At 45.3% G+C, this 21,207-nt stretch carries 23 protein-coding genes and 2 pseudogenes; 22 read left to right on the top strand and 3 right to left on the bottom strand.

Going from position 1 to position 21,207, the window contains the following annotated elements; all coding sequences use genetic code 11:
- A pseudogene (locus tag G614_RS30085) lies at nucleotides 1-301 on the bottom strand (transposase); the annotation flags it as partial.
- Nucleotides 302-442: 141 nt separating this feature from the next.
- Between G614_RS30085 and G614_RS0114840 the strand changes: the two are divergent.
- On the top strand, nucleotides 443-721 hold the full coding sequence (locus tag G614_RS0114840) for a type II toxin-antitoxin system RelB/DinJ family antitoxin (RefSeq protein ID WP_027642578.1): 279 nt from the start codon (nucleotides 443-445) through the stop codon (nucleotides 719-721).
- The gene (locus tag G614_RS0114845; protein WP_027642579.1) at nucleotides 718-1,008 is read left to right on the top strand and encodes a type II toxin-antitoxin system YafQ family toxin; all 291 of its coding nucleotides are present in this window, start codon (nucleotides 718-720) and stop codon (nucleotides 1,006-1,008) included. Before G614_RS0114840 ends, G614_RS0114845 begins: the two co-directional genes overlap by 4 nt.
- 48 nt (nucleotides 1,009-1,056) lie before the next feature.
- Here G614_RS0114845 and G614_RS33370 read toward each other — a convergent pair whose 3' ends face one another.
- Complete coding sequence (locus tag G614_RS33370) at nucleotides 1,057-1,182, bottom strand: hypothetical protein (RefSeq protein ID WP_268840739.1); 126 nt, start codon at nucleotides 1,180-1,182, stop codon at nucleotides 1,057-1,059.
- Nucleotides 1,183-1,215: 33 nt separating this feature from the next.
- A complete protein-coding gene (locus G614_RS32780) occupies nucleotides 1,216-1,395 on the bottom strand; it encodes a hypothetical protein (RefSeq protein ID WP_044917866.1) in 180 nt (59 codons plus the stop codon).
- Between the two features lie 175 nt (nucleotides 1,396-1,570).
- On the opposite strand from G614_RS32780, the gene G614_RS31325 reads away from it, so the two are divergent.
- From G614_RS31325 to G614_RS0114955, 20 genes and pseudogenes are all read left to right on the top strand, one after another.
- The gene (locus G614_RS31325) at nucleotides 1,571-1,744 is read left to right on the top strand and encodes a hypothetical protein (RefSeq protein ID WP_155245055.1); all 174 of its coding nucleotides are present in this window, start codon (nucleotides 1,571-1,573) and stop codon (nucleotides 1,742-1,744) included.
- A 136-nt stretch (nucleotides 1,745-1,880) separates the two neighbouring features.
- Nucleotides 1,881-2,720, top strand: a complete 840-nt coding sequence (locus G614_RS0114865; protein WP_027642582.1) for an AraC family transcriptional regulator — start codon at nucleotides 1,881-1,883, stop codon at nucleotides 2,718-2,720.
- The gene (locus G614_RS0114870) at nucleotides 2,717-3,631 is read left to right on the top strand and encodes a DMT family transporter (protein ID WP_027642583.1); all 915 of its coding nucleotides are present in this window, start codon (nucleotides 2,717-2,719) and stop codon (nucleotides 3,629-3,631) included. Before G614_RS0114865 ends, G614_RS0114870 begins: the two co-directional genes overlap by 4 nt.
- 4 nt (nucleotides 3,632-3,635) lie before the next feature.
- Nucleotides 3,636-4,058, top strand: coding sequence for a DUF2000 domain-containing protein (locus tag G614_RS0114875; protein WP_027642584.1), 423 nt, complete (start codon nucleotides 3,636-3,638; stop codon nucleotides 4,056-4,058).
- A gap of 11 nt (nucleotides 4,059-4,069) precedes the next feature.
- On the top strand, nucleotides 4,070-4,726 hold the full coding sequence (locus G614_RS0114880; RefSeq protein ID WP_027642585.1) for a hypothetical protein: 657 nt from the start codon (nucleotides 4,070-4,072) through the stop codon (nucleotides 4,724-4,726).
- Nucleotides 4,707-5,240: a cupin domain-containing protein gene (locus G614_RS27585; RefSeq protein ID WP_044917869.1), complete on the top strand. Its 534-nt coding sequence runs from the start codon at nucleotides 4,707-4,709 to the stop codon at nucleotides 5,238-5,240. Before G614_RS0114880 ends, G614_RS27585 begins: the two co-directional genes overlap by 20 nt.
- A 341-nt stretch (nucleotides 5,241-5,581) precedes the next feature.
- Nucleotides 5,582-6,007 carry a helix-turn-helix transcriptional regulator gene (locus G614_RS29295; RefSeq protein WP_027642586.1) on the top strand — a complete coding sequence of 142 codons (426 nt, stop codon included), beginning with the start codon at nucleotides 5,582-5,584 and terminating at the stop codon, nucleotides 6,005-6,007.
- Nucleotides 6,000-7,850 (top strand): AAA family ATPase, encoded by a 1,851-nt coding sequence (locus tag G614_RS0114900; RefSeq protein WP_027642587.1) that lies wholly within the window; start codon nucleotides 6,000-6,002, stop codon nucleotides 7,848-7,850. Before G614_RS29295 ends, G614_RS0114900 begins: the two co-directional genes overlap by 8 nt.
- Before the next feature lie 331 nt (nucleotides 7,851-8,181).
- Nucleotides 8,182-8,294 (top strand): annotated as a pseudogene (locus tag G614_RS35045) (HPr family phosphocarrier protein); the annotation flags it as partial.
- Between the two features lie 359 nt (nucleotides 8,295-8,653).
- Complete coding sequence (locus tag G614_RS27595) at nucleotides 8,654-9,373, top strand: Crp/Fnr family transcriptional regulator (RefSeq protein ID WP_049948063.1); 720 nt, start codon at nucleotides 8,654-8,656, stop codon at nucleotides 9,371-9,373.
- Between the two features lie 62 nt (nucleotides 9,374-9,435).
- Nucleotides 9,436-10,137 carry a purine-nucleoside phosphorylase gene (gene deoD, locus G614_RS0114910; RefSeq protein WP_027642588.1) on the top strand — a complete coding sequence of 234 codons (702 nt, stop codon included), beginning with the start codon at nucleotides 9,436-9,438 and terminating at the stop codon, nucleotides 10,135-10,137.
- Nucleotides 10,138-10,155: 18 nt separating this feature from the next.
- Entirely contained in the window at nucleotides 10,156-11,193 is a 1,038-nt protein-coding gene (locus G614_RS0114915; RefSeq protein ID WP_027642589.1) for a BMP family lipoprotein, read from the top strand.
- Nucleotides 11,194-11,195: 2 nt separating this feature from the next.
- Nucleotides 11,196-12,737 (top strand): ABC transporter ATP-binding protein, encoded by a 1,542-nt coding sequence (locus G614_RS0114920; protein WP_027642590.1) that lies wholly within the window; start codon nucleotides 11,196-11,198, stop codon nucleotides 12,735-12,737.
- Nucleotides 12,721-13,824: an ABC transporter permease gene (locus tag G614_RS0114925; protein ID WP_027642591.1), complete on the top strand. Its 1,104-nt coding sequence runs from the start codon at nucleotides 12,721-12,723 to the stop codon at nucleotides 13,822-13,824. Before G614_RS0114920 ends, G614_RS0114925 begins: the two co-directional genes overlap by 17 nt.
- 13 nt (nucleotides 13,825-13,837) lie before the next feature.
- Nucleotides 13,838-14,755, top strand: coding sequence for an ABC transporter permease (locus G614_RS0114930; RefSeq protein ID WP_027642592.1), 918 nt, complete (start codon nucleotides 13,838-13,840; stop codon nucleotides 14,753-14,755).
- Between the two features lie 97 nt (nucleotides 14,756-14,852).
- A complete protein-coding gene (locus G614_RS0114935) occupies nucleotides 14,853-16,043 on the top strand; it encodes a phosphopentomutase (protein WP_027642593.1) in 1,191 nt (396 codons plus the stop codon).
- Between the two features lie 51 nt (nucleotides 16,044-16,094).
- The gene (locus tag G614_RS0114940) at nucleotides 16,095-16,700 is read left to right on the top strand and encodes a YgjV family protein (RefSeq protein ID WP_027642594.1); all 606 of its coding nucleotides are present in this window, start codon (nucleotides 16,095-16,097) and stop codon (nucleotides 16,698-16,700) included.
- Between the two features lie 128 nt (nucleotides 16,701-16,828).
- Nucleotides 16,829-18,049 carry a hypothetical protein gene (locus tag G614_RS27600; RefSeq protein WP_049948064.1) on the top strand — a complete coding sequence of 407 codons (1,221 nt, stop codon included), beginning with the start codon at nucleotides 16,829-16,831 and terminating at the stop codon, nucleotides 18,047-18,049.
- Between the two features lie 249 nt (nucleotides 18,050-18,298).
- Nucleotides 18,299-19,132 carry a BglG family transcription antiterminator LicT gene (licT, locus tag G614_RS0114950; RefSeq protein WP_027642595.1) on the top strand — a complete coding sequence of 278 codons (834 nt, stop codon included), beginning with the start codon at nucleotides 18,299-18,301 and terminating at the stop codon, nucleotides 19,130-19,132.
- A gap of 182 nt (nucleotides 19,133-19,314) precedes the next feature.
- Nucleotides 19,315-21,201, top strand: a complete 1,887-nt coding sequence (locus G614_RS0114955) for a beta-glucoside-specific PTS transporter subunit IIABC (protein ID WP_027642596.1) — start codon at nucleotides 19,315-19,317, stop codon at nucleotides 21,199-21,201.
- Nucleotides 21,202-21,207 lie beyond the last annotated feature (6 nt).

Below are 21,207 nucleotides of genomic sequence, written 5' to 3' on the forward strand. Positions count from 1 at the left end.
AGTCAATGGCGGGGATGCATTCGGTTACAGTTTCATGGTCCTCATGGCGCTGATAGTGGAAGGTCACAGAAGTCCCATCATAGGCATCAATCCTGGAAGTGGCAATGACGGGCCGGCCCAGATATCTGCTGATATATTGAATAGTGATATCAGGGGAGCACGGATTGGGTTTGGCCCTGACATTAAACATATCGGGATGGTCTTTGTAAATCTGGTTTTTAAGTTTCTTAAAAGACGGTCCAAGTTTAAGGGAGAGCTGCTCCAAAAGGACTTTACGGAAAGCCAGGCGCAGGAAGCGATAGGATGGACAGTGACGGGTAAAATAATCTGCTTCATACAGCGACCTCCTTCAATGAATTTACTGTTAAATATACGTGCAAAGTATTGTTTTCTTCGTGCAAATGGCATATACTAAAAGTACCAGCAGAAAGGGGTTGATGAAATGGCTGGAAATACCACAAACATCAGTATCCGCATGGACGCGGATTTGAAAGCACAGGCCGACGCCTTGTTTGCGGAACTCGGCATGAATTTATCCACGGCGTTCAACATCTTTGTGCGCCAGTCGCTTCGTGAAGGCGGCATTCCCTTTGAAGTGAAGCTGGAACAGCCCAACAAAGAAACGATTGCTGCCATGCAGGAAGCGGAAAGGATTGCAAAAGACCCGTCTGTAAAGGGTTACAATGACCTTGACGAGTTGTTTGCCGACCTGAAAAAATGAGGAAAACAAAGTACACCGTCAAGTACACAACCGGCTTTAAGAAGGACTACAAGCGAGCAATCAAGCGCGGCCTGAAAATTGAATTGCTGGAACAGGTCGTGGCGCTGCTGGCAATGGGTGAACCGCTGCCGGAGAAAAACCGCGATCACGATCTGTCCGGCGATTGGGTGGGCCATCGGGAATGTCATATCCTCCCGGATTGGCTGCTCATCTACCGCATAGAGGATGATGTGCTGGTGCTGACGCTGGCCCGCACCGGGTCGCACAGCGACTTGTTCGGCAAATGAAAGCTGCCGCCGTATGGGAAAAACCTGTACGGCGGTTTTCTGTGTTTGTCAAAGTTCCGGCCCCCGGTCATGGGACTTGTCCTGTTCCTGCCGGGCCAGATGGTCGGCGGCCTTGCGGAGTCGTTCCACTGCTTTCAGTTCCTCCCGCATGGCCTTCATGTCGATGGTGTCCACCTGCTTTCCGGCGGCCAGCAGGTCGATTTCGCGCTACCATGCTTTGGGGGTGATTTCCTCGCCGCTGTCCTTCAATTCTTTCAGATACCGGGCCGCCGCGTCGTAGAGGATCAGTTCCCGGCTGTGGCGCTGCTCGAACAGTTCCCGCTTCGCCGGTTTTAACTTGGCAAGCTGTTTGTGGATGGGCTTGTACTTGTTGTACTGTGCCCACATCTCCCCGCGCTCGGTGAGGGCGGCGATCGCGCTCGGCCTTGACAATCTTTCCCCGCAGGTCATAGTAGCGGCTGTTCATGTCGGAGATTTTTTCGTGTAGCTGCTGCATGGACTGGATACCGCATTCATAGAGGAAAGCCGACGGGTGCTGTCCCAGGGCGGCACACTTCCAAAGATGCCCGATATCAGAGATTACGAAGAAACAAAAGAGAAAAAAGCATACCAGGAGCAGGTCATGCAGGAGATTGAAGCGGATACGAAGCAGTATGGCATGACTGTGGAAGAATATGCGAAGAATGGATATGAGCCAAAAGTAAATCCAGGCAGAGAAGCAGTAAATCGAAGATAAGCAGGGCTGTTTTTTCATGATATCTGATATAATAAAAGAGCAATTTTTTACAAGAAAGTGAATTTTATTTTGTAGTAAACTAGTTGTGTTCAGAAAAATGAATGCTCTGTAGTCATACGGGCAAAGAGGAGACATCATGAAAAAAGAAGAAAGAATTATCTACTACGATACAGATCTACAGGTGGAAGTATATGAATTTAAAGGTATCGCACAGAAATTTGGAAATCACTTTCATGAAGGGTATGTAATTGGATTGGTTGAAGCCGGTGTAAGGGAATTTATATGTAATAATAACTATTATACGCTGAACGCTGGAGATATCCTGCTGATAAACCCACAGGAAATACATGGATGTGAACAGTTTGGAGATGACGATCTGCATTATTTTAGTTTTAATATCAGTACCGATACCATGCGGCGGGTTATGACTGAGATTACCGGTAAGGCATCGCTTCCCCACTTTAATGAAAATGTGATCCGTATGGAAGAGATCGAGCTTTCGTTATATGATTTGAAGGATATGATCTTAACAGAGCATCAGGATTTTAAAAAGGAAGAAACGTTTCTTTTTCTGATGGAAAGGCTGGTCAATGATTATTCCGAACAGGTAACAGTAGTAGAAAGTGAAAAAGCGCCCGAGCAGATTGAAAAAATATGTAAATATTTAGAAAACCACTTTTTCCGGAATATTACGTTGGATGAGCTGAGCTTGGCAGCAGGATTCAGTAAATATTATCTTCTGCGGACATTTACAAAGGTAAAAGGGATTTCACCGCATAAGTATCTGGAAACAGTAAGGATTGAAAAGTCAAAAAAAATGCTGGAAGAAGGGATGCCAATCATAGATATCGCATTGAAGACGGGATTTACGGACCAGAGCCATTTCACGAACCTGTTTAAATCGTTGATTGGTTTGACCCCAAAATCCTATCAGAAAGTAATTAAAGAAGCTGGGAATATGGAGGGGAAAGTGTGAAATCAAAAGAAACACAAGGACATTTAGCCGCATTCGTGACCATTTTGATATGGGGAACTACATTTATTTCAACGAAAATACTGTTGAGGGAATTTGAGCCGATAGAGATTCTGTTTATAAGATTTATATTAGGATTCCTCATACTGATGGCTGCGTGCCCTAAGATTTTACATATTAAGGATAAGAAACAGGAGCTTACGTTTGCCCTTGCTGGTTTATGCGGAGTATGCCTTTACTATTTATTGGAAAACATTGCGTTGACTTTTACACTGGCTGCAAATGTGGGAGTGATCATATCCGTTGCCCCGTTTTTTACTGCGATTGTTTCCCGTTTAGTGATAAGGGATGAGAGGCTGAGGACTAATTTCTTTGTTGGTTTTTTAGTGGCTATGGCGGGTATCATCTGTATCAGTTTCAGTGGACAGGAATCGGTGGAGATCAACCCGTTGGGAGATTTGCTGTCGCTGGTTGCGGCATTTGTATGGGCAATCTATTCCGTACTGACAAGAAAAATCGGGCAATATGGGTATAGTACCATTCAGTCAACCAGAAGAGTTTTTGCTTATGGACTTGTATTTATGATTCCTGTATTGTTTGTATTCGGTTACAATGTACAGATCAGGCAGTTTTACAATCCAACAGTAGTATTTAATATTCTTTATCTTAGTGTTGGGGCTTCTGCCCTGTGCTTTGTAACATGGAATATTGCTGTGAAGGTTTTAGGAGCTGTGAAAACGAGTATTTATATTTATATGGTGCCTGTGATTACGGTAGTAACTTCCGTAATCGTTCTGCATGAAAAGATAACTGCCATGTCAGCAGTCGGCACAGTTTTGACATTGACCGGATTATTTATTTCAGAGTACAGGGGAAAAACAAAGCAGACAGCTTTGGATGGTCAGGAGGTTTGAAAAAATGGTAGTCAAAGACGAAAAATGTGTGATGATTATTGATGAAAAACTGCCGTTGGGATTAATTGCAAATACGGCGGCGATCATGGGAATTACTTTGGGAGAAAAATTTCCGGAGGTAGTAGGAAAAGATGTGATGGATAAAAATGCACATGAACATTTAGGAATCATTGAATTTCCGGTTCCCATTTTAAAGGGGGATGCAGATGGAATCCGGGAAATCAGAAACAGGCTGTATGAGGAAGCATTTTCTGATTTACTGTGTATTGATTTTTCAGATGTTGCACAATCCTGTAAAACATATGAGGAGTTTATCGGAAAAATGAAAGATGTAGACACAGTAGATCTAAATTATTTAGGGGTATGTATCTGCGGACCGAAAAAGAAAGTAAATAAACTTACGGGCAGCTTGCCATTACTGAGATAAGGAGCCTGGCAATGATAGATGAAAACCTTGTGAAGCCATTTATCGAACAATATGATTTTGTGCGGGAGTATATAGCAGAAAAAGAGCGGATAGTGATCGGGACTATGGGACCGGAAGCCACTTCCAGCGTACAGGCGGCAAAGTATTTGTGTGATAGTATTGGCGGAGCAGCAATATATGATTTCAGGTTATTTCCTGATTTTAAAGCGTTGTTGAACTCAATCCATCATGGGAACGGAGTTGATCTGGCACTTGTGCCAAGCGCATATGAGAGAGTGACGGATTTCTTTTGGGATGTGAACCTGGAAAATTGTCTGAATTTTATCTTTCCGACACCCCAGTATGGTCTGGTTTGCAGAAACGGATACCAGATACAGCCGGATAAAAATGTCAAGGTGGCTACATGCCATGCGGTTGAGCATATTATTGAAGAACTGAGTGAAGGGATGATAAAAGACGAACATGTTGAAAAAATAATCACAGCATCAACAACTACTGCGCTGAAGGAGGTCCTTAAAGGGAATGCAGACCTCGCAGTAACGAATAAAACCTCATTCAATGCATATAAGCAGGAGGGAATCCACTTTATATTCCATAAGTACAATGCTAAAATTGTCTGGTGTGTGTTTAGAAATAAGGAGAAGTGCAATGAAGTTACAAAGTATTGAGAAAATGAAAGAGTTAAAGCCGGGATTTGTACGGGCAAGCGCAATATTTGGGAAAAATATGGTACTTTTGTTCCGGGTAGATAAAGATGTGCTGTTAGACAACCATCATCATCCACATATCCAATTTGGTTACTGTTTTAATGGCTCCTTTGATTTTAATGTAGATGGAAGCAGGACGATTGTGGAGAAAGGAATGTCTTATATTATTGATGCAGATGTTCCGCATTCCGCAGTAGCATTGACAGACTACTATTCCATGGACCTGAAATATATTACCGCAGATGGGCAGATGGATGAAAGAGTGGCTTATGATGTGATGGAAGCCGCAGATGAAAAAGAAGTGTACTCTGTTAATAAATACAGGGCTGCAGGGAAAACAATTATACAGATTGATGTTAAAGAAACGCAGGCCGAGTTAAAATTGAACCTTATGCCGGAGAAGAAATATTGCCTGTTATCAGGAAGTGTGACAATGGGAACTGGCGGTACAGCTTCCGGAACTGGAGTTGTATGAATCGGAAGAGGAAGCCAGGAGAAAGAGTGAAGAACAGACGACGGTATCTGCATTGCTGACTGCGGATGCCATTTTTTTATTTTACGGGAAATTGGTCGAGAAACTCCTGCCAGAGCAGAGGGAATTTTATCAGTTTTCTTTCTAAAGGAAAATGTCTATGACCGGCTTGGGCCGCCTTTGTCACCGGAGGATATCGACAAGCTGATCGAAAAAGACATGCCTGCATCATATCGACTGCCCCTGCAGTGTCGCATGACGAGACGGAGAGATAACAGGTAGGCAGAAATAATCCTTGACACTGTAACGTTATGACGTTATAGTGAATACAGGAGGCAACTGTGATGAATGAAAATTTTTGTAATCATGTAAGTGCATGCGGCGAAACAGTATACCAGATCAGCAAACAGACGGGTATTCCATACACAACGCTTTCAGAGCTAATCAATGGAAAAATTAACATCAATAAATGCGCTGCTGACACAGTATTTCGCCTTTCGTTGTATTTGAAGTGTACGATGGATGAAATTTTGAATGAAGCATCCTTGATCATCAATATGTCAGGGATATACCGGGCGATTAAATATCAGTGGAAGTCAAGCCAGGATCACCTTGCGGAACTTCATATCTGGGATGATGGAAAAGAAGCGGTTTTAGATAAGGGGGATTATTCACAAGCACGTTTCTATGCAGTATACCGGGACATGACAGAACTGATTATTGACGAGTATTTGGAACAGAAAGAAGTGGAGGTGATGCTGAATGGTTAAATATTTTCTTATGCATAAAGACACGGTATGTGGAACAATATCGTTTGATGAGACGACCGGCCGCATTGCTGGATATAAAGATCATCACACAGGATTTTCTCCGTATATGGGGCAAGCAGATGTTCAAAAAATTAAAAAGTGGTGGGAAATGAGATCGGTTCCGGCTTCCAGGAATATGATCCGCGAGGTCATCAAGAAGTCTGGCTGTTTGAACGCAGAGATGTATCTGGCAAAGAATCTGGCGCTCAGCATGATTGATACGTATTGGGTATGTCCTGCAGATGCAAACTTAAAATATGATCAGGTTAAATTCTCCAATTTGAGCGTTTACAACGAAGGAAAAGTGCCGTATCATAATGCGACCTCTTATGATTACAACGCTTCTTTGGGCGGCCAGATGGAAAAATATTGGGATTTGGATCAGCCAACGGCAGTTTTGGTCAAGGAAAGCAGCAAATATTACGGGCAACAGTCTGTCAATGAAGTGTTGGCAACGCAGATCCATACGAGGCAGAACAACGAGATCCCGTTTGTAAAATATTCAGCGGAAATCGTGGAAGGGCATGGGATCATCAGCCGCTGTCAGGCATTTACGTCCGATACGATCGAGTTGATCTCAGCGTATGAGCTGATGGAGAGTCAAAAGCCGCAAATCAGCCGAGCTCTGTACGATCATTATATTGACTTATGCGCGCAGTATGGCATTGACCGCGACTGCATCCAAAAGTTCATGGATTATCAAACGATGACTGATTTTATCATCAGCAATACAGATGAGCATCTGTTGAACTTTGGAGTGCTGCGCGATCCTGACACGATGCGATTGATCGGACCGGCTCCTATTTTCGATTCCGGAAACAGTATGTTTTTTTCGGATGACAGGACGGCGCCGTACTCAAGAGTGGGGTTATTGGAACGTAAAATCACGAGCTTTTATGATACCGAAGATAAAATGCTCGCAAAAGTCAAGAATCGCAATGTTGTCAAACTGGATCTTTTACCGCCTCCTGATGAGATTCGATCGCTCTATATGCAAGCTGGGATACCGGAACAAAAGGCAGAGTTTATCAGCCAAAACTATGAAAAGAAAATGCAGATGCTCTATGAATTCCAACAGGGGAAAACAATCTCTTTGTATCAGGAGCGCAATGCTGAAAAACAAAAACTGAGAGAAGAAGAGAAGGACGTGCACTCATCGCAAAAACTCATAGTCCTGTGCGGCGTACCGGGATCCGGGAAAACTGCAAAAGCGGCAGAGCTGGCACAGGTGCAGCAGCAAAAAGGCAGAAGATTTATCAGCGCAGACGTGTTATATACCATCAGTGATGCCATTCGTGCTTCCGCTTTCGTGCTGGATAGAAAGCAGGTGATGAAAGAACTTAAAAATCATTCCGGTTATGAGAAGACAGTGACGGTGATTTCTGCAAACAGTATCCGCAAAGAAATCGAAGAGCAAGGCCTGACATCAGACAACAACATGGTATTTTTAATCGCACAAGCACGAACAAAAGCTGCATTGATCAGCGGAGCCACCGTAATTTATGATGCATCAAATCTTTCGGAAAGAGCCAGAAGAGATTTTTTGGAGATTGCAAAGGATGCCGGCGTCAAGAGCACAGAACTGTATATCATGAATATAGAAAACGCGAAGCCGGAATATGAAATCAGTCCAGAGCGCATGGATATGTTAAAACAGCGTATAATCGAGCATTATCCAAGCATGGAAGAAGGGTGGAGCGAAATCGTAGATGAAAATCGCGATTTAGTGAAAACTCAAGTCCATGCCGAACATGAAGATGACTCAGAAAACCATCAGGAGCTGGTTGTTACTATAAATTGGTAGTGATAAAGAGGTTTGCCACGCCTCGCAAACCCGCATAAATACTGAATGTGTGGAGTAATCATTTCATCAACAAACGTGATACGCGTGCTGTCATCAAAGTGTTGATCAAGGAAGGTGTGATTGTTCGCGTGGATGATACAGATTGTTTCGGCCGCAGGGTAGATTACGTAGTACTAGGCGCGGGAAACAGGCGGGGAAGGGGCAGGCTTTGGAGTAAAACATTTCCTTGATAAACTTGACATAGACAGGCAGATGTAATAAAATCTTTTCTAGGAGACATAAGCATATGGTGTGTCCTCGAGTATAAAATAGTGATAAAGAGAATAGTACTATGCTTAGTAAAAAGTTGACAGTTGTAAATTCATCCGGGCTGCATTTCCGGCAGGCGTTCTTTCCCAAACAGCCATGAAGTTTAAGTGTGATGTTATCATCGAATGTGGAGAGAGGATGAGGGCAGCTATGGAAACCCTGTCCCAGGCAATCAAGAGCGGATTAGGTGAGATGTAATCAGCCTGGCGCAAGGGGAAAGCTGGTAGAGCCTTCGTAAATAGATTATGGATTAACAGGTGATGCTGTAAGGGCATCACCTTTTTGTGTATAAAAATGTTGATTGTGAAAGATATACAAAAATGAACGATAAAAATTGTGTATGATGTGGAAAAGATGTGAGTTTGCAGAAATAGCGACATATGTCGTTTGGAAGAAAGAAAAAGAATCATACAATTTACTTACACCAAGAGCTGCAGAAGCGATAAGCAAATTACTCAAAAGCTTCTGTCCACGTACAGAGAGAAGGTGAAACAGTGGAATCAAAGCAGGAATTTATAGAGCACATTCAAAAATTGGGGAAAGGACATTTTCATTACCTGAATGCCCTGTTTGAAAAGTGTCCGGACTATGTGATCAAACATATGAGATATATGGAGATTCCCAAAGGCTATACGCTGATCCAGGCAGGAATGCCCTGTGAATATGTGTATATTATTTTGAAGGGGAAGGTCAGCGGACTGGATTTGCAGATGCTTGGAAATGTATACATGTTTATGGAATATTCAGAAACTGAGGTGCTGGGAGATTATGAAGTTTTTGGAGATATTAAAGACTACCGGGTGACGATCCGCTCCACAGCCCCCTGTGAATTGCTGGCCATTTCTGCCTCTGCATATCTTAAATGGATGAAGGAAGACATTAATGCTTTGTTTATGAGAACCCGGAATCTTATGAGCAACCTAACCTATCAAACCTCCGAAGAGCGCAAGTACCGGTTTTTGGGATGTAAGGAACGGCTGATTCTCTACCTGATTGAAGTATTTGAAAGAGTGCCCAAAAGAAGTTTCTGCAAGATAAAAAAGACGCAGCCGGAGCTCGCAGAGCGAATCGGATTTACCGTGAGAACCATTCAGAGAAATATACAAAGCCTTGAAAAGGACGGCCTGATCACAACGGAGCTCGGAAAAATATGCCTTACAAAAGAACAATATCTGAAGCTTAAGGAGCATACAAAACAAAATCTGCTCAACTGAAATGAGTGACAGGAAATGCAGCCCATGATGCAAAATAAGAAAAAGGAGAAAGCAAAGTGAAAATACCAACACCACATATTGAAGCAGGCAGGGAGCAAATTGCAAAAAGCGTATTGATGCCGGGAGATCCCTTAAGAGCAAAATTTATTGCGGAGCGCTTCCTGGAAAATTATGAATGTGTAAACAGTGTAAGAAACATGCTGGCGTATACAGGGGAATACCGTGGAAAAAGAATCACCGTCTTTGGAAGCGGTATGGGAATGCCTTCCATTGGAATCTATTCCTACGAGCTGTTCCATTACTATGAGGTTGACCAGATTATCAGAATCGGTACGGCAGGCTCCTTAAGTGACAAAGCAAAGCTGAGAGATGTTGTGATCGGTGTAGGGGCAAGCACAGTGACATCCTATGCCGAGCAGTACAAACTTCCGGGAGTATTCGCTCCCATAGCGGATTTCGGCCTTGCTAGAGCCGCAGCAGAAGCCGGAGAAAGGCTTGGAATTAAAACCGTAGCAGGAAATATTCTTTCCTCTGATCTTTTCTACAATGATGACCCGGGGGATATGGAAAAATGGGCGAAAATGGGCATACTGGCTGCAGAGATGGAATCCGCAGCGCTGTATATGAACGCTGCAAGAGCAGGCAAAAAAGCCCTCTGTATACTGACGATTTCGGACGGCATCTTTACCGGAGAAGGGCTGTCCAGTGAAGAACGCCAGACAGGCTTTACAGATATGATGAAGATTGCATTGGAAATCGCATAAAAGAAAGCGGGTGGGCAAATGAGAAAATGGGAGAGGGTAATACCTGCGGTGCTGGCTCTTTGCATGATGACAGGCTGCGGAATGTCCCAAAAGGATGATTCTGTTTTCCGCGTCTCTATGGTTGCGGGAACAGGAGGAATTAATGATCAGTCTTTTAACCAGTCAGCCTGGGAAGGGCTGCAGTCACTGAAAGAGCATACAGGCGCAGATGTAAGGGTTCTGGAATCCAAGCAGACTGCGGATTACCTGACAAATCTGGACAGGGCAACCGATACATACAGTGACCTGATCTGGGGAATTGGGTACGATCAGGCAGACGCTCTGGCAACGATTGCGAAAATGAATCCAGATATCAGCTTTGCCATTGTAGATACGACCTATGAGGAATGTCCCCATAATATTTCCGGCGTGACCTTCCGGGCGGAAGAGTCCTCTTTTCTGGTGGGATATATTGCAGGAATGAGCACGGCCACAGATAAGGTGGGATATGTAGGGCCTATGAAGAGCTTCAATAATGATCTTTTCCAGTACGGCTATCTTGCGGGTGTCGCCTATGCGTCAAGGGTTCGGGGCGTCCAGGTGGAAGTACAGCAGCAGTTTGCGGAAAGCTATTCTGACGCAGCCAAGGCCAAAGCAATCGCAAACAAGATGTACACAAGCGGCTGCGATATTATTTTCCATTCTGCGGGAGGCGCAGGATACGGTGTCATTGAGTCCGCAAAGGAGAACGGCGCATTTGTCATTGGCGTTGATACGGATCAGTCCTATCTTGCGCCGGAGAATGTGCTGACCTCCGCCATGAAGAATGTAAATATTGCGGTGGAACTGCTCTCTACGATGGCGATGGACGGAGAGAAGATCGGAGGAAAAACCTTCAGCTATGGACTGGCAGAGGGCTGCGTAGGCATTCCGAAAGAAATTCCGAACATGTCTCCGGAAGTTTATGAGGAAGCAATGAAAATACAGAAAATGATCATTGACGGGAAGCTGATCCCTCCGGCAACGGAAGACGCGTATGAGACATTTCTAGCTGAATTAAAGGGACAGGAGGGATAAGAATGGAAGTGAGGAAAGATTATGCGGTTCAGATGCATGATATTACCATTCGATTCGGAGCCTATACTGCATTGGATAAGGTTCAGCTTGATGTAAAGAAGGGCTCTATTCATGCGGTTTTAGGAGAAAACGGCGCCGGAAAAACAACACTTATGAATATTTTGTACGGCTTGTACCAGGCAAATGAGGGAGAAATCTATATGTATGGGGAAAAAACAGATATGAAAAATCCCAACGTTGCCATTGCCCATGGAATCGGCATGGTACACCAGCATTTCATGCTTGTGGACAATTTTACAGTTGCTCAGAATATCATTCTTGGACAGGAAACAACCAGAAAATTTGGTGTTGTGGATCTGGAATGCGCCAAAAAGAAAGTGCTGGAGCTGGTGAAAAAATACGGTCTGGAGGTAGACCCGGATGCGTATATTTCTGATATTTCCGTCGGTATGCAGCAGAGGGTGGAAATTCTGAAAACACTTTACAGAGGTGTGGATGTCCTGATTCTGGATGAGCCGACAGCCGTTCTCACCCCTCAGGAGATCAATGATCTGATTGATATTATGCACAAGCTGGTGGATGACGGAAAAACCATTATTATTATTACCCATAAGCTGAAGGAGATTAAAGCCTCTGCCGATTACTGTACCATTATCCGGCGCGGTAAATATATTAAGACAGTGGATGTAAAGCAGGTTTCCCAGGAAGATCTGGCGGATATGATGGTGGGCCACAGAGTAAGGCTGGTGGTTGACAAGGAAAAGGCAAATCCGGGAGATGTGATTTTGGAGATCGACAACCTATCCGCCAAAGACAGCCGCGGCGTGTATGTACTGAATAACCTGTCCCTGAAGGTAAGGCGCGGGGAGATTTTCGCAATTGCGGGAATTGATGGAAACGGGCAGAAGGAGCTTGTGGAGGCCATCACGAACCTGATCCGTGTGGAAAGCGGAACCATTAAGATTAACGGCCAGAGAATTGAGAACAGGACGACCAGAGAAACTATGGACGCCAAAGTGTCTACCATTCATGAAGACAGGCAGAAACGTGGCCTGGTACTTGATTTTTCAGTAGAGGAAAACACAGTACTGGATACCTATATGAAAGCTCCCTTCTCGAAAAATGGTATACTGAATAAAAATGAAATCCGAACCTTTGCTTCCGGCCTCTTAAAAGAGTATGATGTCCGTCCGGATAACTGTGAAGCGCTTGCAATACGCGGCCTGTCCGGCGGTAATCAGCAGAAGGTCATCATCGGACGTGAAATTGCGAACAATCCCGACCTGCTCATCGCTGTGCAGCCCACAAGGGGACTGGACGTAGGCGCCATAGAATATGTGCATAAGATGCTTGTCAGAGAGCGTGACAAAGGGAAAGCGGTTCTTCTGATCTCTCTTGAGCTGGACGAAGTCATGAATGTTTCGGATACCATCGGAATCATCTACGGCGGTTCAATCCGCTGTATTGTAGAACCGGAGGAGGTAGATGAGAAAACAATCGGTTTGATTATGGCGGGAGGTACGTTAGATGGAAAAAACAGCTAAATTACTCAAGAAACCGATCACAGCGACCCTGATTGCCATCTTTTTTGGATTTCTTGTGTCTGCTGTCATTCTGGGGATGGCCGGATACAATCCGTTTTCTGCATTTGGAGCTTTGCTGAATGGTATCTTTGGCAGGCCAAAGTATATATCCAATGTCATTATTAAGAGCACTCCGCTGATCCTTACAGGAGTGAGCGTGTCCTTTGCCTATAAAATGGGATTATTTAATATCGGAGCAGAGGGGCAGTATATTGTGGGCGCTATTGCTGCAAATATAGTGGGAATTGTCTGTGATTTCCATCCTCTGCTCCAGATTCCTCTGGTACTGCTGGCAGGCGTCCTTGCAGGAGCCATCTACGGCGGGATTGCAGGCTGGCTCAAAGCAAGATTCAGCATCAATGAGGTTATTACCGGTATCATGCTGAACTGGATCGCCTTATACCTTTCCAACTTTGTGTGCAAAATGGAGGCCTTTCATAAGCCGGATACAGATGGTACCTACAGGATCAACGAATCCGGTTTTATCTCCTTCTTTACGAACTGGAAGACAACGGAGGCTGCCGGGGAATTTATGAAGCGGCATCCGGCGCTTGGGGATATTCTTAGGACCGATGTGAATGCAGGTATCCTGATCGCCCTTGCTCTGACGCTTGTGATCTCCTTTATTCTTTTTAAAACAACAAAGGGATATGAACTGCGGGCAGTAGGACTCAACAAAGCTGCGGCAGAATTTGCCGGAATCAATGTGAAGAGAAATATGATCCAGACCATGGTGATTGCCGGAGCGCTGGCAGGAATTGCGGCAGCAATTTCAATTTCAGGCAATAACCCCCACAATATTACACAATTATCAGCCTTTGAATCCTACGGTTTGAATGGACTTTCCGTTGCGTTTATTGCCGGCGGCTCCCCTATCGGATGTATTTTTTCAGGCCTGCTGTTTGGCGGCTTGCTTTACGGCGGACAGTCCGTGCAATATTTCACAGGCGCACCGTCAGAGATTATCGATATTATGATTGGCATTATTATATTCCTGATCGCATTAAAGGATATAATACGGGTTTTTGCTGAGAAATTGACGAAATGAGGTGGATATAATCATGATAAATACGATTACATTATTAATAGGCGTAACCCTGATGTATTCCACTCCTCTGATTTTTGGGGCGCTTGGAGGCGTTATATCTGAACGCTCCGGTGTAATTAATATTGGAATAGAGGGAATGATGACCATCGGCGCTTTTGTGGGGGCGGCTGTGGGCTATTACAGCGGCAATCCATGGGCCGGCGTACTGTGCGCAGGGATTGCGGGAGGAGCTCTGGCTCTGCTTCATGGGATTGCTTCAATTTCCTTCCGGGCGGATCAGACTATCAGCGGTGTTGCCATAAATCTGTTAGGACCGGCGCTGGCCGTGTTCTTCTGCAGGCTTACGTTTGACGGAGCTACCGTCTCTTATCCCGTTCCCAACAAGCTGCCGAAGCTTCTGGGCAGCGGCGTCAGAGGCATGAAGGCAAATCTGAATATTGACATTATGGTTCTGGTGGCATTGGCTTTTGCGGCTGCGATGTGGTTTGTTCTCTACCGTACCAAATGGGGAATGAGAATCCTTGCGGTAGGTGAGAATCCGGCAGCAGCAGATACCCTTGGCATCAATGTCTACAGAACACGGTATATCTGCGTGATCCTATCCGGCATTCTGGCTGGCATTGGCGGCTCTGCCGTAACTCTTGGGATTGTAGCGCAGTTTTCCCAGACTGCTATAGCAGGGCAGGGATTCATCGCTCTGGCGGCCGTTATTTTTGGAAAATGGAAACCACAGGGCGTATACAAAGCATGTCTGATCTTTGGCTTTGCCCAGGCTTTGACTGTGGTTCTCGGCGGCGGGGCGATTTCCATTCCAACAGAAATCCTTGCCATGCTGCCATATGTGCTGACCGTTGTAAGTCTTATTATGTTTGTAGGCAAATCGGTTGCTCCAAAAGCTGACGGCGTAGCTTATGTAAAAGGTAAGAGATAAAAAACCACTGGAAGCATCGATGTCAGATAAAAGCAGGATACAGCAAGATAGACAGAAAAGAAATAGAATCTGGAAGGTTATAAGAGGTAGGTTGAAAATGAAAAAGTTTAAACGAATTTTTACAATCGTAATTGATTCCCTCGGAGCTGGCGCCCTGCCGGACGCGGGGGATTATGGAGATACAGGAGCAGACACCCTGGGACATATTTCGGAATCCATAGAGGAATTTCACATTCCGAATCTCCAGAAATTGGGAATAGCAAATCTTCATCCTTTAAAACAGGCAGAAGCTGTAGAGCATCCTCTTGGATACTATATGTATCTCAATGAGGCAAGTACCGGAAAGGACACGATGACAGGGCATTGGGAAATGATGGGGCTTCATATCACAAAGCCCTTCCGTACATTTACGGAAACCGGTTTTCCAAAGGAACTGCTGGACGAGCTGTCCAGAAGAACGGGGCGCATCATTATCGGGAATAAGAGCGCCAGCGGAACCGAAATCCTGGACGAGCTTGCAGAGGAGGAAATCGCCACAGGCCACATGATTGTCTATACCTCTGCGGACTCTGTACTGCAGATTTGTGGAAATGAAGAAACCTTTGGATTAGAGGAGCTTTACCGCTGCTGTGAGATTGCAAGAGAGATCACCATGAAAGACCAGTGGAAGGTGGGCCGTGTCATTGCCAGACCATATGTAGGTAAGAAGAAAGGAGAATTTAAGCGCACCAGCAACCGTCATGATTATGCGCTGAAGCCTTATGGAAGGACTGCTCTGAATGCATTAAAGGACGCGGGGTTGGACGTGATCTCCGTAGGCAAAATCTTCGATATTTTTGACGGGGAAGGCCTTACGGAATTCAATAAGTCCCAAAGCTCCGTTCATGGAATGGAGCAGACCATAGAGATAGCAGGAAGGGACTTTAAAGGTCTGTGCTATGTGAATCTGGTGGATTTTGACGCACTGTGGGGACACCGCCGCGATGTAGAAGGGTATGCAAAGGAGCTGGAGAAATTTGACGAGAAATTAGGGGAGCTGTTGACTGTGCTTCGTGAGGATGACCTGCTGATCCTCACTGCAGACCATGGAAACGATCCTACCCATACAGGAACTGACCATACAAGAGAGCGAGTTCCCTTTATTGCCTATTCCCCGTCCATGGCAGGCTGCGGCAGGCTGGAGGATATGGAGACATTTGCTGTGATTGGCGCGACCATTGCGGAGAACTTCGGGGTTGACATGCCGGAGGGCACCATAGGAAGCTCTGTTCTTAAGGATCTTGTGTAAGAAAAAAGATGCCATTTTATAAAGGAATACTGTACAGAAGGATGGTAAAACATGAGTAATCATATGCTCATAGAACTGGTTGGATATATCAGCTCAATCCTGGTGCTGATTGCATTTCTTATGTCATCCGTGGTGAAGCTGAGAATTGTGAACTCTATCGGCTCTTTTATGTTTGCTGTATATGCCTTGCTTATTCAGTCTTATCCCACAGCCTTGATGAATCTCTGTCTGGTAGGCATCAATATTTATTACCTGGTGCGTCTTAAAAAGCCTGACAGACAGTTTGACCTGATAAAAGGCAATACGGATGAAGCATTTTTCGATTATTTCCTGGAGCGCTACAGAGAGGATATAACAAGCTGCTTTCCCGGCCTGAACCTGGAGGTAAGGGGAAACGCTGCTTATCTTGTTTGCTGTGACGCAACGCCTGCAGGGCTGATGCTAGGAAACAGGCAAAAAGACGGAACTCTGGAGGTGCTGCTTGACTATTCCACACCGGCATATCGTGACTGCTCCGTGGGGGAGTATCTGTATTCAAAGCTGCAGAAGCAGGGAATCCGTAAACTGGTATTTTCCGGAAACGAAGAAAGCCATGAAGCGTATCTAAGGAAGATGGGATTTGTCAGAGAAAATGGTGTTTATGCTAAAAAGCTGTAGTAAGTATGGGGATGCTGAAACATAGAAACGGGATAGTCTCACAGACGGAATACCAACTTTACATCGCTCACTAATTTGTATATAATTAGATCATTACAGAACAGCTCACAAAAAAGGAGGTGCCAAAAATGTATCTGCTTATGAACAAAGACCGGGAAGTGGCCCGTTTTTCTATCACAGACAGCGGATTTGGGAACACATATTCCTTCCAAAAGCATACAGAAGAACATCTGCCAATAGGATTTGACTATATCGAAGCGTGGCTGGATAACCGGAAGGCATCGAAACATAATACCCACCTCCGTCAGATCATGAAGGATTGCGGATGCGACAGGACGGAAGGGTTTATTAAGGTTACACATGCGGCTTCCATAAATGACACCTTTTGGATAAAAGAAGAACAGGAGGACGTCCATTGGCAGGACGTATCCTTTTATTGCAACGAGTTCAACGAAGTGATATCGAAGTTGGCGTTTGAAGGAATTGGGCTGTACGGAATCAAGCTCAGCAATACCTCGCCTGAATTATCCACAGATGGAAGCTTCCGGAAATGCTGGATGCGGGAAGAGGATGGGATTTATCTGTATAAACGCGGCAGCTCTGGCGCAAGGAATGCAGGACTGGAACCATACTGTGAGATTTTAGGGGCAGAACTTGCGGGAAAACTGCTTTCAGAGGCGGTTTCCTACGCCCTTATCAATATGCATGGAGAACCGGCATCAAAATGCAGGCTTTTTACGAGCGAGCAATATGGATATGTCCCTGCTGCCCGTTTTAAAATCAACCACAGCTCTCCAAATGATTTAATGCAATTTTATAGTAAGATGGGGAGTGAGGATGCCTTCCGGCGGATGATCGTCATTGATTCACTGACCTTTAATGTTGACCGCCACGCAGGAAATCATGGCGTTCTGGTGGATAATGATACGCTGCAGCCGTTCACAATGGCGCCGGTGTTTGACATGAACATGTCCATGCTGCCTTATGTGGAACAGGAGGAGTTCCTGGATATCGGAAGGAAGATGGAGCAGTACGGTCCCCGCATCGGAGAAGATTTTACAAGGATGGGGCAGCAGGCCGTGACTTCCGCAATCCGCTCTGACCTGGTCGGAATGAAAGGATTCCAGTTTACGTTCCGCGGAGATGAGCATTTCCCGGAATGGCGTGTAAAAGCGATGGAAGAACTGGTTAACCGGCAGATTGAGGCGGTTTTGAGCAAGGATATCTTGGAAAACCGGCTGAAAACAATCTTTTCAGATGTAAAAATGCACAAAAAAATAGTTGAAAAGTGTGCATTTTTACATCTGGACAATAAAAAACAAGAATGTTATACTACGCATAGTGAATAGATGGTAGTTTGTGACCGGTAATGCGGGCAAGGTCTACAAGAAAATGACTCCATGGTGGATGGCGGAGTTTTATTTTGTGGAACTTGTTTTTTTATTTCTGCCAACAACGAGCTGCGTTGACATGTTTGCATGTCTGTATGGCTGTTGCTGCGAGAGTCAAATATCTCGCCGCTTGGGGAGCTGCAAATAGAACGCCCGCTGTTTGGGATGGGAGATTTGACTTACAAAACACATGGGGGAAGGTCCGGTATGGTAATTGAAAAGGTGCTGAATAATAACATGGTTGTATCCCGCAACCCGGAAGGGAAGGAAATTATTCTCCAGGGAAAGGGAATCGGATTTAACAAAAGAAAAAGGGATTCCATAGTAAGCACCCAGGTAGAGCGCATTTTTACGCCCAATGACAAGAACGAAATTAAGAGGTTTCAGGACTTTTTTGCAAAGCTGCCGGAGGAATATTGGGAGATCGCGGAGCAGATGACCCATTACGCCAGGGAAGTCTGTGAGCTTAAGGTTTCGGAACGGGTGCTGATTCCTATCTGTGATCATTTGGCAGGAGCAGTGGAACGCTATCAATCAGGAGCAGTCTTAAAAAATCCCATGCTTTGGGAGGTAAAGCATTTATATCCCAAGGAATATCAGGTGGGCTGCCGGGGGCTTGAGCTGGTGAAAAAGAGGTTTCATATCCAGATGGAGCCGGATGAGGCGGCGTTCTTAGCCTTTCATTATGTATGCTCCCAGCTTGGAGACAGCCAGGTAGAGAATCTGGAAGCCATCACAAGGCTCATTAAGGAGATCACACAGATTGTGGAGGCCTGCTACCAGATCCGGATGGATGAGGAAAGCTGGGATTACCAGAGGTTTATCACTCATTTAAAATTCTTTGCCAAGAGGATGTTTGAGGGAAAGCAATGCGCCGGCTCAGAGGATGAATGGTTTCATCTGATCAAGGAAAAGTATCCCCAATCCTACAAATGTATTGTAAAGATAGCAGATTTTATTCACGATGTGTATCATTATGAATTGAACAGGGAAGAGATGCTTTACCTGATGATTCATATTGAAAAAATAACCAGACAATAATTCTAAAATAGAATACAGGAGTGTTACCTGACTGGCTTTCCGGGAGGGGCATGACCCTGACAATTCTCTGCTGTCCGCCAGAGGCTGTAATTTTCAGCCCGGCGGAAGAAGGCAGGCTTTGTCAGGTTTTTTTTTGCAGCTGAAAGCTATGGCTTTTAAAAAATAAAGAGGAGGTAGAAAAAATGGCATTCGATTATGCGAAAACAGCCGGACAAATCTTAGAAATGGTCGGCGGAAAGGCAAATGTGGAGGGTCTGACCCACTGCATCACAAGGCTGCGCTTTGTGTTAAAGGACATGGGGCTTCCAAAGGATTCAGAGGTGGAGAAAATTCCCGGAGTTTTACGGGTCATCAAACAGGGAGGTCAGTACCAGGTGGTCATTGGCAATGAGGTCACTCATGTGTTTGCCGAGCTTCAAAAGCTGGGTGATTTCTCAGACGGAGGGAGGGCGGAAAGCGGCGGTCCAAAGGAAAACCTGTTTTCCAGGCTCTGCGCTTTTGTGGCGGGCTGCATGACGCCCCTTCTTCCGGCCATGCTGGGATGCGGTATGATTAAGGTGATTCTGACCTTGCTCACCACCTTCAATCTGGTGGACACCACAGGCAGCACCTATATGATCCTGAACACAGTGGGAGACGCTTTCTTTTATTTTATGCCGATCATGCTGGCATACACAACGGCTAAGAGGCTGAACAGCAACCCCTTTTTAGCAATGGTGATGGCCGCCGTACTGCTTCATCCCGATCTTGGGGCCTTGCTTTTACAGGGAAACACCTCTTATTTCGGGCTTCCCGTAACCTCGGCCTCGTATAGCTCTTCTGTCCTTCCAGTGCTTTTGATGGTTCCGTTTATGAGGTGGATTGAAAGGTTTGCGGATAAGATCTGCCCAGATATGGTGAAGGTGTTTTTAAAGCCTTTAATTGTCATATTTGTTTCTGTTCCCGTGGTTCTGGTAGTGATTGGCCCTATTGGAGCCATAGTGGGAAATTATCTGGCGGATGGAGTTAATTTCCTTTATAATAAGATTGACTGGCTAATCATTGCCGTGCTTTCCGCAATCATGCCTTTTATTGTTATGACCGGAATGCACTATGCTCTGATCCCCATCTGTACCATCAGTCTGGCCAGCTTTGGTTACGACGCGGTATTAATTACCACCATGTTCTGCTCCAATTTAGCTCAGGGCGGAGCCTCCATGGCTGTAGCCGTCAAGACCAAAGATAATATTGTAAAATCCACAGCATCAGCCGCTGGGATTTCTGCCATTGTGGCGGGCGTCACTGAGCCTGCCATGTATGGAATTACTTTAAAATACAAAACACCCATGATTGCGGCAGTCTGCGGCGCAGGAGCCTCCGGGCTTTATTCCGGAATCACCCATCTGGTGGGGTATACCATGGGAGGTTCCCCCTCCGCTCTGACGCTCATTCAGATGATCGGCGGAGAGGGATTGGCAAATCTTCTTAACGGCGTTATCGCCCTGGCTATATCCCTGGGCGTTTCTTTCCTGGTCAGCCTTGCGCTTTATAAACCCGACCCGGCAGAAGTGGGAGAGAAGGAAGCCACCAGCGCAGAGGAGACAAAGACCCCGCCACAGGAAATAAAGCCTTTGGTGGAGCGCATTGAAATCAAAAGCCCTTTAAACGGCGCTGTAATTTCTTTAAAGGAGGTATCGGACCCGGTATTTTCCGGCGGCGTTTTAGGAGAGGGAGCAGCCGTTATTCCTTCTGACGGAAAGGTATATGCTCCTGCAGATGGAATGATCAGCGCGGTCATGGATTCCAAACATGCGGTGGGAATCACTGCAGATAACCAGGCAGAGATTTTAATTCATGTGGGCCTGGACACGGTAAATTTAAAAGGAGAAGGCTTTACTCTTCATTGTAAAATGGGCGACAGGGTGAAGGCGGGAGATCTGCTTCTGGAATTTGACCTAAGCTTATTAAAGGAAAAGGGCTATGATGTGATCACTCCTGTGCTGATTTCCAACCCCGCTGATTTTATCAGCATCAAGGCGGCGGAAACAAAAGAAATTGCAGCAGGAGAGGTATTGCTTACCATTGTATAAAAGAAA

The sequence above is a fragment of the [Clostridium] clostridioforme AGR2157 genome, assembly GCF_000424325.1.
GTDB classification, from domain to species: Bacteria; Bacillota; Clostridia; order Lachnospirales; family Lachnospiraceae; genus Enterocloster; species Enterocloster clostridioformis_A.